The following is a 17270-nucleotide window of genomic DNA, read 5'->3' as shown; positions in this document are numbered from 1 at the left end:
TGCTGATGCACCAGGGTGATGCTGCGGCGCAGCTCGCGGCGTGCCCGGCCTCTCGGGGGGACCGGCCGGCCGTCGACCCACACCCGGCCGCTGCTCGGTACCTGGAGCAGGGCGAGCAGCTGCAGCAGGGTGCTCTTTCCGGCGCCGTTGGCGCCGGTCACGCAGAGCAGCGCCTCGGCGGGAATCTCGAGGGCGCCGATGGCCAGCGCTGTGCGTCTGCCGTAGCGGAAGGTCAGGTTTTCGAGCCGGTAGAGGGGAATCATCGTCATCTCTGTTGGGCGGCGTGGATGACCGCGTTGATCAGCAGCGCCACCGAAAGGAGCACCATCCCGAGGGCCAGGGCGAAGGCGAACTCCCCCTTGCTGGTCTCCAGGGCGATGGCGGTGGTCATGGTGCGAGTAGTGCCGCGGATGTTGCCGCCGAGCATCATCGCCACCCCGACCTCGGCGATCACCCGGCCGAAGCCGGCGATCACCCCGGCGAGGATCGCCAGGCGCAGCTCGCCGAGGAGTCGCCAGGCGCTCTGCAAAGGCCCGGCGCCCAGGGTCTGCAGGGTCGGGGTAATGCGTGGGTCGGCCCCAGAGATCGCCGTGACGGTGTAGTGGGCGATGATCGGGGCGGCGAGGATCGTCTGGCCGATCACCATCGCCGCCGGGGTGAAGAGCAGCCCGAATTCGCCCAGCGGGCCCTGGCGGCTGATCAGGCCGTAGACCACCAGCCCGATCACCACCGTCGGCAGCGCCATCAGGGTGTTGAGGCCAGTGAGCATCAGGCGCTTTCCCGGGAAGCGGTTCAGCGTCAGGAGCATGCCGAGCGGCACGCCGATGATCGCGGCGATGGCGATCGCCAGCATGGATACGCGAAGCGAGGTCCACACTGTGCGCACGACCTCGCCATCCAGGCTGAATATCAGCCCGATGGCGGTTTCGAACGATGCTCCGAAGTAGCTCACCGATGGCTCCGATCAATAGGTGAAGAAGAGCTGCTGGTCGTGTCTGCGAAAACCTGCGATCAGCTTTTGCCCCTGCTCCGAGGTCAGGTATTCCGCAAATTTCTGCGCCAGGGCATGCTTGACGTGCGGGTGCTTTTGGGGATCGACCGGGATCACCCCGTAGGGGTTGAAGAGCACCTTGTCCCCTTCGACGACCACCTCCAGATCGACCTTGCCGCTCATGGCGATGTAGGTGCCGCGGTCCGAGAGGGTGTACCCCTGGCGCTCGTCGGCCATGGTGATCACATTCCCCATGCCGCGTCCCGCCTCGAGGTACCAGTCTCCCGCGGGTTCGATACGTGCGCCTTTCCAGAGACCCCGCTCCTTGGTGTGGGTGCCCGAGTCGTCGCCGCGCGAGACGAAGGTCGCCTCGGCTGCTGCGATCTTCTCCAGCGCCTTGGCGGCATCCTTGAGCCCCTTGATGCCGGCCGGGTCGTTTTTCGGTCCGAGAATCACGAAGTCGTTGAACATCACGTCGCGGCGGTCGATACCGAAGCCCTCGGCGACGAACTTGTCCTCGCGGGCGCGGGCGTGGACCAGGATCACGTCGACATCGCCGGCCATTCCAAGCTTGAGCGCCTTGCCGGTGCCGACGGCGATCACGTCGACCTTGCAGTCGTTGGCCTGCTCGAAGGGGGGGAGCAGGGCGCTCAGCAGCCCGGAGTTGTCGGTGGAGGTGGTGGTGGCGAGGCGCAGGTGCTCGGTGGCCAAGGCCGGTTGGGCGAGCAACAGCAGGGCAAGGGTGGTGAGCAGCAGGCGGTACGGTCGCATCGGTTGTTCCTTTCGCTTCTGCGTGTTGTTGAAACGACAAAGGGCCTTTCCGCATGGAAAGGCCCCTCGCCACGACACAACTCTGCCGCGGTTGTTCAAGGGCTCTCCTTTCCAAGCGGGAGGCCGAGCCGTTTCCAGCGAGACCCATCGACCGCGCGTCCCTGGGAGTTGACCTTTAGGTCGCGCGGTTCGGAGAACGAATTCAGTTGTTGCCGGAGTCTCAGCCCTCCTGGCTGCAGACCTGCCGTGGCGCGGTCGGGATCAGCGTGTCGCGCAGGCGGTAGTACTCCTCCGGGGTGTTGATGTTTTGCAGCGACAGCCCCTCCGGATCGAGGGCCCGCCACTGCGCGGTATCGACTTCGTCGACCGTTACCTGCGGGAAGAAGCTTATGATCCGCTTCTTCCCGAGGTCGAGCGCCTCTTTCATCGGCGCGATGCAGGCCTTGCTGTAGAGGGCGTGCAGCGGCTCTGCGCCCTCTCCGTGCACCGGGATGACCACGTCGTCATGGCCGGCCCGCTCGCACAGGGAACGGACCACCTCGGGGTTGAGAAAGGGCATGTCGCAGGCGGCGACGAAAACCTTGTCGCTGCGCGCGTGGCAGAGCCCCGAGTGTATGCCGGCCAGCGAGCCCTGAGCGTAGTAGATGTCGGGCACCTTGCGGCAGTCGATCCCGGAGTAGAGGTCAGGACTGTTGGTGACAATGATCACCTCCTCGAACAGGGCGTCGAGGGTGCGGTAGACGTGGTCGATGAAACGCGCTCCGTAGATCGGCAGCAGCGATTTGTCGCTACCCATGCGGCTGCTCTCGCCGCCGGCAAGGATCACCCCGGTGACCCCGGCGATCTTGTGCTGCGGTGCTGGCAGGGCGAGGCGCTCGGGGTGGGAGTAGATGTTGAGATTCTGGCCCCGCACGTAGCCGAGCAGGCAGATGCCGGCCTGCTCGGCCAGCTCGATGGCGCGGTCGGTCGGCGAGGTGCGCGAGGCGATCAGGGCGACCCCGAGCCGGGCCGCCTTGGCGACCATCTCGGTCGAAACCCTTCCCGAGGTCACCAGCATTCGGCCGCGCAGGTCGATCCCCTTGAACAGGGCCTCGCCGGCGATGCGGTCGAGGGTGTTGTGGCGGCCGATGTCCTCGGCGTAGAGCAGCAGGCCGTCACGATCGCCGACGGCCGCCGAGTGGATGCCGCCGTGGCTGCGGTAGCGCTCGGTCCGCTCCCCCAGTTCGCGCATCAGGGCGAAGACCTCGTCGGCGCTGAAGCTGCCGGCGTCCCGGCAGGGCGCGACTTTCTCCAGATCGAGATTGAAGCTGATGCCGGTGCCGCAGCCCGAGGTCAACGTCGGCGCCAGGTTCTCCGGCACCTCCGTCTTCAGCCGGACATCGGCGTAGCCGAAGTCGGCGCACACCCCCAGGGTGAGGACGTCGTCGAGGGAGTCGACGAACCCCTGCAGGCGCAGGAAACCTGCGATCAGGAAGTTGAGGCGGTGGGGCGAGGCGACCAGGGTCGCCAGCGGCTTTCCGTTGATCTTCAGCCGTACGGGGAACTCCTCGACCACGCCGCAGGAGCGCGGCACCAGTCTCCCCTTTTCGTATCGATAGGTGGACTTCATCATGAACAATCCCGGGGGCCTGTCCCCCGCCCGGAGGGCGGGGGGCAGGCGGCAGGTCAGGCTTCGGCGGCCGGCTTGCCCTCGATCTTGCGCAGGCGGTCCGGCAGGGAGTAGTCGACGGTCTCCGGGTGGTGCTCGAAGATCGGGAAGTACTTGGCGATCAGCACGAAGAAGAGGATGTGCGCCGCGATGATGCCGATCGTGACCAGCGACTCGATCAGGGAGGGGTAGTAGATCTGGTTGGGGTCCATCATCCCGAACATCGACACGTTGAAGCGGTTGAGCACCAGGCCGAAGATCACCAGGGAGGCGGCGATGGTCCGGCGCCGGTCGTCGTTGCGCACCGACTTCTGGGTGAACATGACGAAGGGCAGGACGAAGCCGACGCCCAGCTCCAGGATGAAGAGAAGGGTCAGCACCGGCTGGTCGAAGAAGGGCCCCTCGGAGAGGGCGAGCAGGCTGTAGGCCCGCAGGGCGAGGTAGAGGCCGAGGGGCCAGGGGAGGATCTTGGCCAGGGTGCGCAGCAGGACCCCCTCGTTGGGCTGCCCCATCCACTTGTGGCAGGCGGTCGCCTCGATGATGATGATGCACATGCCGGTGCTGATGGCGCTGACCCAGAAAAGGAGCGGCAGCAGCGGGTTGTACCAGAGGGAGTGGAGCTTGTCGACGGCGATCAGGAAGAAGGTGCCGAGCGACGACTGGTGCAGGGTGGAGATGGCCGCGGCCAGGATCACCAGGGGCATCTCGAGCCAGCGCAGGACCCGCAGGGGGACGTGCCAGCCCAACTTTTCCGCCACCGGCGAGAGGAACTCGAGGAAGAGCACGGTGGTGTAGGCCATGACGCACATGGCGACCTCGAACATCGGCGAGTGCAGGTTCCAGTAGCGCAGCACGTGCCACCCCTTGTGGGGCTGGCCGAGGTCGAGGACCAGGCCGACGCAGACCAGCGAGTAGCCGAGGAAGCCGGTGACGATGGCCGGCCGGACCAGCGGTTCGAGCTTTTTTATGCCGAAGCAGTGGACGATCGCGCCGAGGGTGAAGGCGCCGGCCGCCAGGGGCACGGCCGTCACCACGTCGAAGGATATCCACAGCCCCCAGGGGTAGGTGTCGTTCATGTTGGTGGTGGCGCCCAGGCCGAAGGCGAAGCGGGCCAGGGAGGCCAGCGCGGCGACAACGACCAGCAGGATCAGGAACTTGACGAAGCGGTGGTAGCCCTTGATTTCATTGACAACACGTCTTGCGGCAGTCATTTACTTCTCCTCCTTCGGCTCGCCGGCCTCGGCCGCCATCTCTTCGCGTTCTTTCTTCAGGCGGTCCTTGCGATGGGTGAACCAGGAAATGGCCGACAGTCCGCCGCCGACCGTAAGGAACGCCGCCGGGACGAAACGCAGCGCCTGCCAGGTGTAGCCGGGCAGCGGGCGCAGGGTGACCGGCTTGAAGCCGAGCTCGTCGAAGGGGAGATTGGTCAGGTAGATGACGGTCGTCCCCCCCGCTTCCTCCTTGCCGTAGACCTTGCGGATGTACTTGTCCGGGTGCTGCCGCAGGCGCCGCTCGGCCTCCTTGATCATCTCCTCGCGGGGGCCGTAAGTGATCGCGGTCGGGCAGGTGGTGGCGCAGGCCGGCTGCAACCCCTCCTTGACCCGGCTGTAGCAGCCGGTGCACTTCTTCACCAGCGGCAGCCCCTTGCTCCATTCGTACTTGGGGATGCCGAAGGGGCAGGCGATCATGCAGAAGCGGCAGCCGATGCAGCGGTCGGCCTTGTAAACCACCGGGCCCTCGTCCGTCTTCTGGAAGGCGCCCACCGGGCAGACCGAGGCGCAGGCCGGGTCGTTGCAGTGCATGCACATCTCTTTGTAGAAGGCGAACTCGTTCTGGCCGTTCTTCTCGTAGTCGCGGAACTTGATCCGGGTGTAGGTGTATTCCGACATCGCCGGCGGGTTCTGGTAGCCTTCGCCGCTGAAGAACTCGGTCTTCTCCGCCTCCAGCTGGTTCCACTGTTTGCAGGCCACCTGACAGCCGCGGCAGCCGGTGCACTTGGTCATATCGATCAGGAAGGCGTTGTTCCGTTTGCTCATGACGTGATCCCTCCTTTCTCGATATTGCAGAGGAACGCTTTATATTCAGGGATGGTGGTGTTGGCGTCGCCGGTGGCCGTGGTCAGCATGTTGGCGCTGCCGCCAGTGGCCAGTCCGTTGAAGCCGAAGTGCCAGGGCAGGCCGACCTGCTCGACCATCTTGCCGGAGACACGCAGCGGCTTGATGCGGGCCGTGACCAGGGTCCGCGCCTCGATGGAGCCGCGCTCGGAGCTGATGGTGACCATGTCGCCGTTCTTCAGGCCTTTCCACTTGGCGAGCTGCTCGCTGATCTCGATGAACATGTCGGGGACCAGCTCCACCAGCCAGGGCAGGTTGCGTGTCATGGCGCCCGCCTGCCAGTGCTCGGAGACCCGGTAGGTGGTGCCGATGTAGGGGTACTTGCCGCTGTTGTCGATCTTGCCGGGGGTCGCCACCGCGGGGTTGCTCTGCTGGGACGACATCTCGTTGACGACCGGGCTCTCCATCGGCTCGTAGTGCTCGGGGAACGGCCCGTCGGCCAGACCGGCAGCGAACAGACGGCCGTAACCCTCTGCGATCATGATGAAGGGATTCTTGGTGCCGTCCTCGCTCATCGGCGCCCAGCCGCCGTCGGGGACGTCGCCCTCCCACTTGCGGGTCAGCTTGTTCCAGCTGATGACAGGCTTCTCCGGGTTCCACGGCTTGCCGTTCAGATCGACCGAGGCGCGGTTGTAGAGGACGCGGCGGTTGACCGGCCAGCACCAGGCCCACTCGTGGTAGAAGCCCATGCCGGTCGGGTCGTCCTGGCCGCGGCGCTTCATCATGTTGCCTGCTTCCGTGTACGAGTTGCAGTAGAGCCAGTTGCCGCTGGTGGTCGAACCGTCGGCCTGCAGGTAGGCGAAGCTCGGCACCTGCTGGCCCTTCTTGAAGGACTTGCCCTTGACCACGGCGTCGCGGGTAAAGCGGCCGTTGCACTCGCGGGCGACCAGGTCGATGTCCGGCTCGTGGCCGTCGCCGTAATCCCAGGCCAGATCGGTGATCGGGCCGGGGAAGACGCCGTCTTTTTCGTACAGTTCCTTCAGCTTCTTGACCCACTGGTCGAGCATATAGGCGTCGCTCTCGGCGTGGCCGGGAGGGTTGACAGCCTTGTAGCGCCACTGGGCCCAGCGGCCGGAGTTGGAAATCGAACCCTCCTTCTCCACCGAGGAGGCTGCCGGCAGCAGGAAGACCTCAGTGTCGATCGTCTTCGGGTCCACGCCGGGGCGCTTCCAGAACACAGAGCTTTCGGTCTCCCACAGGTCGGCTGCGACCAGCCACTTGAGGTTGTCCATCCCCTTGGCGATGGCGCCGGCATCGGGGCCGCCGACGATCGGGTTGGTCCCCATGAAGACCATCCCTTCGAATCCGCCGTCCTGGAGACGTTCCATCAATTTGATGTAGGAGTAGTTGCCGCTGCGCTTCGGAAGGTAGTCGTAGCAGAAATCGTTCTTGGCGGTCGCCGCGTCGCCCCAGTACGCCTTGAGCAGGCTGGCCATGTACTTGGGTGTGTTGCTCCACCAGTTGGCGCTCTGCTTGTCGTTGGTCTTAGGGGTCCACTTCTCGTTGTAGGCCGAAAGGGAAGCGTTGTCGTAGGTCGGAACCTTGAGGTAGCAGGGGAGAATGTGGTAGAGGATCGCGTAATCGGTCGATCCCTGGACGTTCGATTCGCCGCGCAGGGCGTTGATCCCGCCGCCGGCGAGGCCGACGTTGCCGAGCAGCAGCTGCAGCATGGCGTAGGAGCGAACGTTCTGGGTGCCGTGGGTGTGCTGGGTGGTCCCCATGGCGTACATGATGGTCGCCACCTTGCCCGCCTTGCCGGTAGAGCAGAAGGTGCGGGCCACTTCCATGTAGTCCTGAACCGCGGTCCCGGTGATCTCGCAGACCTTCTCCGGGGTGTAGCGGGCGTAGTGCTTCTTCAGCAACTGGTAGACGGAGCGCGGATGCTGCAGGCTGTCGTCGCGCAGGGGGTTGCCGTCCTTGCCCATCTGGTAGGCCCAGGTCTCCTTGTCGTAGCGGAAGCTTTCGGAGTCGTAGCCGGAAAAGAGGCCGTCGTCGAACTTGAAGTCGTCACTGACCAGGAAGGCGGCGTTGGTGTAGTTGACCACGTAATCCTTGTGAATCAGGTCGTTGTTCAGGACGTAATTGATCAAGCCGCCCATGAAGGCGATATCGGTACCCGGACGCAGCTGGGCGTAGGTGTCCGACTTGGACGAGGTCCGGGTGTAGCGCGGATCGACGGAGATCAGCTTGGCGCCGCCGTCCATCGCTTTTTCCACGTACTTGAAGGAAATCGGGTGGTTCTCTGCGGGGTTCGAACCGATGCACAGGATGACATCGGAATGCTGGATATCGATCCAGTGGTTGGTCATTGCTCCACGACCGAAGGAAGCCGCCAGACCGGCGACGGTAGCGCTGTGTCAGATTCGCGCCTGGTGTTCGATGTAGCCGACCCCCATGGCCCGGCCGAACTTGCCGAGCAGGTAGCACTCCTCGTTGTCCAGCGCCGCGGCGCCGATCATGGCCATGCCGTCGTTGCGATTGACGGTGTACTCCTTGCCGTCGATCTTTTCGGTCTTGACGAAGTTGCGGTCGCGGGTTTCCTTCATCAGCTTGGCGATCCGCTCCATCGCCCAGTCCCACGACTTCTCTTCCCACTTGGCGCTGCCGGGCGCACGGTACTGCACCTTGGTCAGGCGCCGCTCGTTGTTGGCCACCTGGAACAGGGCGTTCCCCTTGGAGCAGAGGGAGCCCTGGTTGATCGGATGCTCGGGGTCGCCCTCGATATTGACGATTTTGCCGTCCTTGGTGTGCACGATCAGCCCGCAGCCGACGGCGCAGTAGGGGCAGATCGTGGTCGACGTCTTCAGGCCCTTGGTCCTCAGACCGGGAACCGTGTCGGCGGCCCCGGCCGGCTTGCCCGACAGGGCCAGACCGGCGGCGGCTACCCCGCCCCCCTTGAGAAAATCTCTTCGTGAAACTCCCATCTACTCATCTCCTGTATATGGATTTTGACCGCGGGGGTCATGGCGCAAACGATGCATTGACCCTTGGCAAGGGATATGCCAAGGGGTATACGNTATACGCGTTTCCGCAACTGGCGGTTATCAAAGGCGAGATTGGCAAAATGCCGTTTTGGGGCCGAAGGGAACAGGGCGCTTCGGGCCACCGAAAGGGGGTATTTTCTTCCGAGGAGTGGATACTTTTTTCCGGTGAGTGGGTACTTTTGACCCGTCGGGGGGAGGTTGCCGAACCGCGGACCGGTCCGGAAGGTTCAGGACCGTCGGTATTTCATCGGTTTTGAGGGGACTTTTCGACGGAATGACGACCCAAAACGCGGGGCCTCCCCCCTCCCGGCGACCAGGGGAAGGCTTTAAACCCCAATAGAAGCATTTGGACCTGTTTTTCCTTAGCGACCGTTGCGACCATGAGCGAGAGCAGCGAGCGGGCGTGAGCCGGGTTTCAAGAATTTCTTTGCGCCTTTGCGTCTTGAGATAGCAAAGCGAACGGGCGTGAGACCGATTTGGCTTTTTGGGGTGAACATGAAGAAGACCGCGGGGACTCGCCCCCGCAGGCGACCAGGGGGTTGACCGCCCAACCCCCTGGACCCAAGGGCGCCCCGGACGCCTTGCCCGCCATCGCCGAAGGCGACAGCGGGTCCCCTCCGCTGCGCAGATGAATCCGGCGCGGGCGAAAACTTGCCTTGCGGCTTCGGACATTCGCCCGCGTTTTCCCGGATTCATCCACTCCGCTTCGGCGGCGGCGAACGGGGGAAGGCTTTTAACCCAAAAGGAAGCTTTGGACCTGCTTTTCCTTAGCTACCTTTGCGGCCATGAGCGAGCGCAGCGAGCGGGCGTGAGACGGGGTCAAGAAGTTCTTTGCGCCTTGGCGTCTTGAGAGAGCGCAGCAAACGGGCGTGAGGCCGCCTTTCCCTGGTTTTGCTGTTAATGTCGAAAAGTCGCGGGGACTCGCCCCCCCCCCGGCGACCAGGGGAAGGCTTTTAACCCCAATAGAAGCATTTGAACCTGCTTTTCCTTTGCGTCTTTGCGTCTTGAGAGAGCGGAAGCGAACGGGCGTGAGACAGCTTTTATAGGTTTCAGGTAAACTGCTATTATTCAAGGGGTGTTTCCGATTAGAATAACGGGACACCGGACTTTACAAGAGGAACACACATGGGACACAGAATTATCATCTGCGACGACGAGGAGGGGATGCGCCGCTACCTCACCAAGATGCTCGGCGGCTGGGGCTACGGGGTAGCGGCCTACGCCAGCCCGCTGGAGATGCTGCGGGTCATCAAGGAGGCCGATCCCCCCGGGGACCTGCTGCTGCTCGACATCAAGATGCCGGAGATGGAGGGGATCGAGGTCCTGAACCGGGTCAAGAAGGCGCTGCCGGAGATGCCGGTGATCATGATGACCGGCCACGGCACCATCGAGTCGGCGGTCGAGGCGATGAAGCTGGGGGCCTACGACTACATGACCAAGCCCTTCCCCCAGGAGAAGCTCTCGGCCCTGGTACGCAACGCCCTGGAGCAGAAGCAGCTGCGCGAGGAGAACCTGCAGCTCAAGAAGGAGCTGCAGGACCGCCAGCTCCCCAACGCGCCGGTCTTCGTCAGCCGCCGCTTCGGCGAGGTCTACCAGCTGGCCCTGCGGGTGGCCGAGAGCCACTCGAGCGTCTTGGTCCTGGGCGAGAGCGGCACAGGCAAGGAGCTGATCGCCGCGGCGGTCCACTACCACAGCCCGCGGGCGCAGAACCGCTTCGTCGCCATCAACTGCGCCGCCCTTTCCGAGACCCTGCTCGAGAGCCAGCTCTTCGGCCACGTCAAGGGCGCCTTCACCGGGGCGGTCCAGGCGCAGAAGGGGCTGCTCGACGAGGCCGACGGCGGCACCCTCTTTCTCGACGAGGTCGGGGACGTCAGCGCCGCCCTGCAGGCCAAACTGCTGCGGGTGCTGCAGGAAGGGGAGTTCATCCCCGTCGGCGCCACCCGTCCCCGCAACGTCGACGTGCGCTTCGTCGCCGCCACCAACAAGGACCTCGAGAAGGAGGTCGCCGAGGGCAACTTCCGCGAGGATCTCTACTACCGCCTCAACGTCATCGCCCTCGATCTGCCGCCCCTGCGGGAGCGCCCCGAGGACCTCGAGCCCCTGGCCGAACACTTTCTGGTCAAGAGTGCCGCCAAGACCGGGCACCGGGTGCGGGGCATCTCCCAAGAGGCGCTCCGGGCCATGCGCCGCTACCACTGGCCCGGCAACGTGCGGGAGCTGGAAAACGTCATCGAGCGCGGCGTCATCCTCGCCCGCGACGAGGAGATCGGCCTCGACGCCCTGCCCCTGAAGGTGAGCGAACCGGGCCAGGCCGCAGGCACCGAAAGCGGCCCGGTGATGAGCCTGCGGGCGGCCGAGCGCATCCAGGTGATCCGCGGCCTTCGGCAGACCCGCTGGCACAAGAGCCGCACCGCCGAGCTGCTCGGCATCACCCGCAAGACCCTCGACCGCAAGATCAAGGAGTTCGGCCTGCGCCCCGACGACGGGGAGCCCGCCGAATGACCTTCCTCCGCCTCCCCCCCCTCTCCATCCGGGGCAAGTTGACCCTGGCGGCGGTGGTGCCGCTGGCCAGTATCCTGCTGCTGGTGGCCTTCGGCGCATACCACCTCATCAACGGCTGGATCGTCGACGAGGCCCAGAACAAGGTGCGCACCGACCTGGGCGCCGCCCGGGCGCTGCTCCAGAACGAAGAGGCGCGGGTCGCCGACATCGTCCGGCTCACCGCCAACGTCCCCGACCTGGCCGTCCACCTCGCCTTCGGGGAGCTGGACCACCTGGGAGAGGAACTCGACGCCGTGCGCCGTCGCGAGGGCCTCGATCTCCTCGTCCTCGTCGACGCCGCCGGCCGCGCCCTGCTGCCCGCATCCGCCGGGGCGCCCCTTGCGCCCCCGGCCTTCGTGGGGCGGGTGCTGGCCGGCGAGCACTACGCCGGGGCGGCCCTGCTCGGCCCTCCCCAGCTCGCCCTCGGGGGCGAGGAGCTGGTCCGGCGCGCCGCCATCCACGCCCCGGCGAGGGCCGGCGGCAGCCCGGCCGTGCTCGAAGAGCGCGGCCTGCTGCTGGTCGGCGCCAGTCCCGTCGCCGGCCCCGACGGCCGTGTCGCCGGCTGCCTCTACGGCGGCATCCTGCTCAACGGCAACCTGCCCCTGGTCGACCGGATCGAGGAGATCGTCTACGGCCCCACGTCCCTGGCGAACACCGGACCCGGGACCGGGACCGGCAGCGCCACCATCTTCCTGGGGGATCTGCGGGCGGCCACCACCATCCGACTGAGCGGCGGCGAGCGGGCGATCGGCACCCGCGTCTCGGCCGAGGTCGCCCGGGCCGTCCTCGAGCGCCGGGAGACCTGGATCGATCGGGCCCGGGTCGTCGACCGGTGGTACCTGACCGCCTACGAACCGATCCTCGACGCCTCCGGCGCAGCCATCGGCGCCCTTTACGTCGGCCTGCTCGAGGAGCCCTTCAACGCCCTCAAGACCCGCTCGGCCCTGACCCTCCTCGGCCTGCTCCTGCTCGGCTGCGGTCTCGGCTACCTGCTGGCCCGCGTCATCTCCAAGGCGCTGTGCCGCCCGGTCCTCAAGCTCAACGCCATGGCCCTGCAGGTGGCCGCCGGCAAGCGCGACCTCGAGATCGAGGCGACCACGCGCGACGAGATCGGCCACCTGACCGGCACCTTTAACCGGATGGCTACCGCCCTCAAGGAGCGGGAGAACGACCTCAACCGCCTCAACCGCGAACTGGAAGGGGAGGTGGCCGTCCGCACCCGTCAGCTCGAGGAGAAGAGCCTCGAGCTCATCGCAGCCCAGCAGGAGCTGCTGCGCAGCGAAAAGCTTGCCGCCATCGGCTCGCTGGCCGCCGGGGTCGCCCACGAGATCAACAACCCCGCCGCCATCATCCGCGGCAACGTCGAGATCCTGCAGATGGAGCTGCCCCCCGGCGCCTCCGGGCGGGAAGAGGCCGACGAGATCCTCAAGCAGACCGAGAGGATCTCCCTGATCACCCAGAACATGCTGACCTTCGCCCGCGAGCAGTCGTTCCGGTTCGACACCGTCGAGCTCAACGGCCTGCTCGCCGAGATCCTCTCCCAGGTCAGCCACCAGGTCGAGCTCGGCCGTGTCGAGGTGATCGAGGAGCTCGACCTAGAGCTGCCCCCCATCTCCAGCGACGGGCCGCGGCTGCGCCAGGTGCTGACCAACATCGTGGTCAACGGGCTGCAGGCGATGGACGGGGAGGGGAGGCTGACCGTCCGCTCGCGGTTCGACGAGCGGGAGGTCGTCCTGGCCGTCGCCGACACCGGCCCGGGGATGGACGCGGCGACCCGCGAGAAGATCTTCAACCCCTTCTTCACCACCAAGGACGAGGGGACCGGCCTTGGCCTCTCCGTCTCCTACGGGATCGTTCAGGCTCTCGGGGGGCGGATCGCCGTGGAGAGCAGTCCCGGGGAGGGGGCGACCTTCACCGTTCGCATCCCCCGCCAGCCTCCAGGCTCCGGCGGCGAATAAACGAACCGTCCACCCCTTCCCAGCAAGAGAGGCCGGCCCCATCGGGGCCGGCCTCTTCTGTTTCCGTCTATCGTGTCCCGTTAGTAAAAACCGGGGAGTGTCCCGATTGTTCTTTGTAAGGTATCAACGCGGCTGCCGAATTTTACGATATGATGAGGAAATCTATAGGGCCATACAAGCGGAGAAGGGAGAGGCCAATGAAAAAACTCAAACTGATAGCAGCTATTGTAACGGCGATGAGCGTCCTCACTCTAACAGCGGCTCACGCTGAGGACGAGACACCCCTGTTTCCCCTGCCATTTACCCCGGACTTCACCCGAGGCTCTGGCTGGGGAGTTGCTCTTGGCTTGGGGGTTGAATACGAAACCGCCTACGCCGGTTCGGACGAATATGAGTTTGAACTGGATCCGGCCGGGGCTATCCAATGGAGAAAGGGAAACCATCTTTTCTCTTGGGAAGGGGTGGAACTGTCATGGACGACTCGCCAGAAGGATCAATGGTACATTCAGGTCGAGTTGAATTATGATGGTGAACGTGAGGAAGGTGATTCTGATGACGGCAGGCTGGACGGCCTTGATGAGAGGGATGATGAGTTTACGGGCACGGGTGAGGTGAGGTATGCCTTTGATGGGGAGTGGCGGAATTATGTCGGTACTCGGATTTCTGTGGGGGATAGCGATTTCGGTGCACTGGGGTTTGTCTTAGCCGGGCACCGGTTCGGTTCCCGTCAGGATGGCGGTGGAACAGAAGCTATTCTCTATGCCAAATTTGCTGACAGTAACAACCTGAATAGAGAGTTTGGAGTGAGCCCATCAGAGGCTACCACATCCGGACTTGCGGAGACGGATTTGGATAGCGGATACCGCTCCTCCGGCCTGCGCGTTGTCGATCGACGCTTTGCCAGCGAGTATATTCAAATCGTATCCGGCCTGGAATTTGAGTACTATAGCAACGATGTGCAAGATAGTCCCATTGCTCGTGAAGACTTTGCGGCGGAACTAGAGCTGGCTGTGCTCTACCACTTCTGAGCATCATCACCTGATAACCGGCTGGAGGCTACGAGCCTCCCGGTTCCGGCGGCGAATAAGCGGACCGTCCCCCCCCTTCCAGCAAGAGAGGCCGACCCCACCGGGGCCGGCCTCTGTCGTTTTTGTTTGTTGGTGTCTTCACCGAATGTCCCAGTCTTTGCCTTGATTGACCGGGGGCGCATCTCTCGTCTGCTCTTGTTCCCGGAATGTCTACTTTGGCGTGTCAGGAAGTCGGGAAAGGCGCGCCAGGGGTCCAGAATTACACGGTTATGAATCTTGACACCACTCCGGGAATCGGTCAAAATGAGGCCCGCCAAATAAATTAAAGTTCGCCATTAACGCAATATGCGTAACCCATTGACCACTTTCGCAATATCCGTTAATGGCGGCATTCGCCTAATACCTGTTAGCTTTCAAAAGGAGAAGCAATAATGAAGTCGTTGTTAAGTTTTATTATTTCTGAATACTGAATTAAGCAATAACTACTGACAATTTTGACCATAGGAAGTAAAACAACACCTACTATTGACAATAAAAAAGGATATAAAATGAGAACAATATTACTCTTATTACTTATGGCTGTATTTACCGTAGCTTGTGATGGCAACCCTCAGAACCATTCTGCGATGAAGTCACCTAAGCCTAAATATGATGACTTACTCACTTCGATAGACTCCGATGGTGCATATATAAAATTAAAATCTGGTGAGTTTATAAAATTATACTCTGTTAGCAACACTTTCAAAGCTTTAAAAATTTCCCATAGCCAATTTCGGCGCACTACGAGCGCATATGGTCACAGTAACTTAAGTAATGCTGCCTCTGGTAGCTCTTTTGAGGACATCTTTCAGAGTGTAGATAAAGAAGATTTTGATAGCTTTCTTATAAAAGGAAAAAACATTGGTAACCTAAGTATTCATCCAGCGATATTGACGATTAATCCCTCCAGCGAAACTAAAAAGCTTATAATGGATAGTTCGTTAAGTAGTATTTCAAAAGGAGGAATAGGTGCAGTAAGTCTTGACTTTAAAAGTATTGACAAAAAACATGTATATAAAGATTCCTATTATTACAACTTAAGCAATGATAATTTCGGAGTTTTTTTTGGGAGAAACTCAGCGATATCTCTCAATAAAAGGGAAACAAAAGATGGGTATCAGGTAAAAGGACAAAATGAAATATTAACAGGATTGTATTCATTATGGATTGGCAGTGATATGTGGTGGGTTAATATAGAATAAAAATCCTTCATTCTCCTATAAAAAAAATTATAGCCGCGAAGGAATCATGCCCTGATGGACTGCTGTTCAAACAAGCTAAAATCGACGTTGGTAGTGTCTATAATAGCGGGGGCGATTCAATAAAATAGCTAACAAACTAATGTCTTTAGGCTTTTAGTCAACAGATCTTTCACAACAGAAGACATACTCGTACCTCCGGCTGGTTAGAGGTGTCCAAGACTGGCGATAATGTCTATTCGGCTCTTCCAGTGAGAGCGGGTCTACCTTATAGGCCATGTCTTGAACAAGGCCGCATCGAGTGGCGGGGATGATCAACCAGGTCATCTGCCTGCACAGTGACAATTAGTTTGCGACCATCTCGATGCGGGTCCAGCGTATCTTTCGTGCGCTATTTTTAGTCGTTTTGCGGTGTCAGACAGCGATCCCGTATTGGCTTTCACAGGCAAAGACTCGATTGCGGTCAAAGGCGCCGCCGGACTGGTACCAGCCATAAAACAGCTTGAGAAACTTGCGCATCACCGCAGTCATCGCCTTTGTATCCCGGGGTCAGATACTTTCTTAACAACTTCGTGTCAAGACCCTGCTTGCTCCGGTGACCGAGCCGCTACCAACCTGGTTCCCCCCGTTGCATCAAAGGGCTCGTTGTAGGTCAACACCGCCCAGACAATCCGAACCAGCTTGGCCATCGCATGGCCTATCGCGACCATCTTGCGCTTCCCCTCTGCAACCTTGGCCTCGTAGTGGGCCCGGACCAGAGGGTTGTGCCGGATGGCGACGATGGTGCACTGCCACAAAATGCGTCGCAGGCGTTTGTTGCCCGCCTTGCTCATGAAGGCCATACCTTCCTTCATGCCCGAAGAATTGAACCGGGGATGGCAGCCAACGTAGCCTATCAGTTGTTTGACGGAGNGAATGTCCCCCACCTCACCGATAATGGCCGCAGCGGACTTTACGCTGATACCGGGGATGGTCAGTAGCTGCTTCAACCCCGTGTCCACCGACTGGGCCAGTTCTTCCATTTCGGAGAGCAACTCCTGTTCTTGCTTTTGAAGCAGAAGGATTTGCTCAACCGTCTGCCGGATCATTAAGGCATCGGCTGCACTTTGAGCATGGCCGGCCGTTGCGGCGGCCGCCGCTTTCAATCGAGCGGCCTGTTCCGGCCCCAATCGATGTCCTTGCTTGCCGTAACTCAACGTCGCCAGCCGCCGGGCCTGTGTGATACTGGCCGCTGTCGGGTAGCGTTTCAGCAGAGTCAGAGCCTTGGCGCTTCTCAGCCTGGGAACCTGGCGGGTAAATTCGGGGAAGCTCTGATCGACCATCTGATGCAGGCGGTTGACGGTCGCGGTTAGTTGCTCGGCCAGCGTCGCCTGAAGACGCGCCATGGCACGCAGTTGCTCCTGTGTCTCCGGATCGAGATTCTGCCCTGCCGGACGGACTGCTGCCAGGTAGCGGGCGATGCACTCGGCATCCAAAGCATCGGTTTTGTGGCGTATCAGGCTCATGCGGCGATAGTATTGGGTCACTATGGGGTTTAGGACCCGACAAGTATACCCGTGACGCCGCAGTAGATGGAACAGGTTGCGCCAATAATGGCCGGTGGCTTCCATGCCGACCAAGGTGACATCTTGCTTTTCAAGTACCGCAAGAAAAGACTGAAATCCGTTTCCATCACTGAGAAAACGGCCCGATGTCAGTGGTTTGCCGGTTGAAGAAACAATCGCATAGACGTGGAAGTTTCTCCCAACATCGATCCCCACATAAGCGTCCATGATGCGCCTCCTCTGGAAAGGATTTTTCAAGCGAGGAGCCTCGTCCACCTTTGAGGATCGAACCTTGTTACCGATCAGGGCTCACGGCCCAGGATACTTTCACGACTCTCTCAAAGGGGCGAGGTGCCCACCCTGACCCCAGTGCTCATGACACAGGCTTTCGAAAAGGGCTGACCTCGCTGACAACCCTTAAAAGGTAGCAGGGTTGTCAAGATACAAGGCCTT

Annotated in this window: 12 protein-coding genes, 1 pseudogene and 1 riboswitch; of the genes and pseudogenes, 4 read left to right on the top strand and 9 right to left on the bottom strand. The window is 61.8% G+C overall.

The window, feature by feature from the left end:
* From C0617_RS11815 to fdnG, 7 genes are all read right to left on the bottom strand, one after another.
* The coding region (locus C0617_RS11815) for an ATP-binding cassette domain-containing protein (RefSeq protein ID WP_291317234.1) at window positions 1–263 on the bottom strand (263 nt) is incomplete at its 3' end.
* Window positions 264–265: 2 nt separating this feature from the next.
* Complete coding sequence (locus C0617_RS11810) at window positions 266–952, bottom strand: ABC transporter permease (protein ID WP_291317233.1); 687 nt, start codon at window positions 950–952, stop codon at window positions 266–268.
* A gap of 12 nt (window positions 953–964) precedes the next feature.
* Window positions 965–1762 (bottom strand): substrate-binding domain-containing protein, encoded by a 798-nt coding sequence (locus C0617_RS11805; RefSeq protein WP_291317232.1) that lies wholly within the window; start codon window positions 1760–1762, stop codon window positions 965–967.
* An 88-nt stretch (window positions 1763–1850) separates the two neighbouring features.
* Window positions 1851–1969, bottom strand: a riboswitch (molybdenum cofactor riboswitch).
* Window positions 1970–1982: 13 nt separating this feature from the next.
* On the bottom strand, window positions 1983–3374 hold the full coding sequence (gene fdhD / locus C0617_RS11800) for a formate dehydrogenase accessory sulfurtransferase FdhD (protein ID WP_291317231.1): 1392 nt from the start codon (window positions 3372–3374) through the stop codon (window positions 1983–1985).
* Window positions 3375–3427: 53 nt separating this feature from the next.
* Window positions 3428–4621, bottom strand: a complete 1194-nt coding sequence (gene nrfD, locus C0617_RS11795) for an NrfD/PsrC family molybdoenzyme membrane anchor subunit (protein WP_291317230.1) — start codon at window positions 4619–4621, stop codon at window positions 3428–3430.
* Complete coding sequence (locus C0617_RS11790) at window positions 4622–5446, bottom strand: 4Fe-4S dicluster domain-containing protein (protein WP_291317229.1); 825 nt, start codon at window positions 5444–5446, stop codon at window positions 4622–4624. It lies immediately after the preceding gene.
* Entirely contained in the window at window positions 5443–8448 is a 3006-nt protein-coding gene (gene fdnG / locus C0617_RS11785; protein ID WP_291317228.1) for a formate dehydrogenase-N subunit alpha, read from the bottom strand. The genes C0617_RS11790 and fdnG overlap by 4 nt, the downstream gene beginning before the upstream one ends.
* Before the next feature lie 1185 nt (window positions 8449–9633).
* Here fdnG and C0617_RS11780 point away from each other — a divergent pair.
* The 4 genes from C0617_RS11780 (at window position 9634) to C0617_RS11765 (ending at window position 15276) form a co-directional block, all read left to right on the top strand.
* Window positions 9634–11010 carry a sigma-54 dependent transcriptional regulator gene (locus tag C0617_RS11780; protein ID WP_291317227.1) on the top strand — a complete coding sequence of 459 codons (1377 nt, stop codon included), beginning with the start codon at window positions 9634–9636 and terminating at the stop codon, window positions 11008–11010.
* Window positions 11007–13007: a cache domain-containing protein gene (locus tag C0617_RS11775; protein ID WP_291317226.1), complete on the top strand. Its 2001-nt coding sequence runs from the start codon at window positions 11007–11009 to the stop codon at window positions 13005–13007. Before C0617_RS11780 ends, C0617_RS11775 begins: the two co-directional genes overlap by 4 nt.
* A gap of 197 nt (window positions 13008–13204) precedes the next feature.
* On the top strand, window positions 13205–14035 hold the full coding sequence (locus C0617_RS11770; RefSeq protein WP_291317225.1) for a MipA/OmpV family protein: 831 nt from the start codon (window positions 13205–13207) through the stop codon (window positions 14033–14035).
* A gap of 548 nt (window positions 14036–14583) precedes the next feature.
* Entirely contained in the window at window positions 14584–15276 is a 693-nt protein-coding gene (locus tag C0617_RS11765; RefSeq protein WP_291317224.1) for a hypothetical protein, read from the top strand.
* Between the two features lie 572 nt (window positions 15277–15848).
* Here the strand turns inward: C0617_RS11765 and C0617_RS17145 are convergent.
* Together C0617_RS17145 and C0617_RS17140 are read right to left on the bottom strand one after the other, a co-directional pair.
* Window positions 15849–16185 (bottom strand): annotated as a pseudogene (locus C0617_RS17145) (transposase); the annotation flags it as partial.
* Between the two features lies 1 nt (window position 16186).
* On the bottom strand, window positions 16187–17045 hold an 859-nt coding region (locus tag C0617_RS17140), incomplete at its 3' end, for an IS110 family transposase (protein WP_365889236.1).
* Window positions 17046–17270: the final 225 nt, after the last annotated feature.

It is taken from the genome of Desulfuromonas sp., from assembly GCF_002868845.1.
GTDB lineage: Bacteria > Desulfobacterota > Desulfuromonadia > Desulfuromonadales > BM501 > BM501.
The sequence above is the reverse complement of the archived record's forward strand: the minus strand, read 5'-3'. Positions and strand labels throughout refer to the sequence as shown.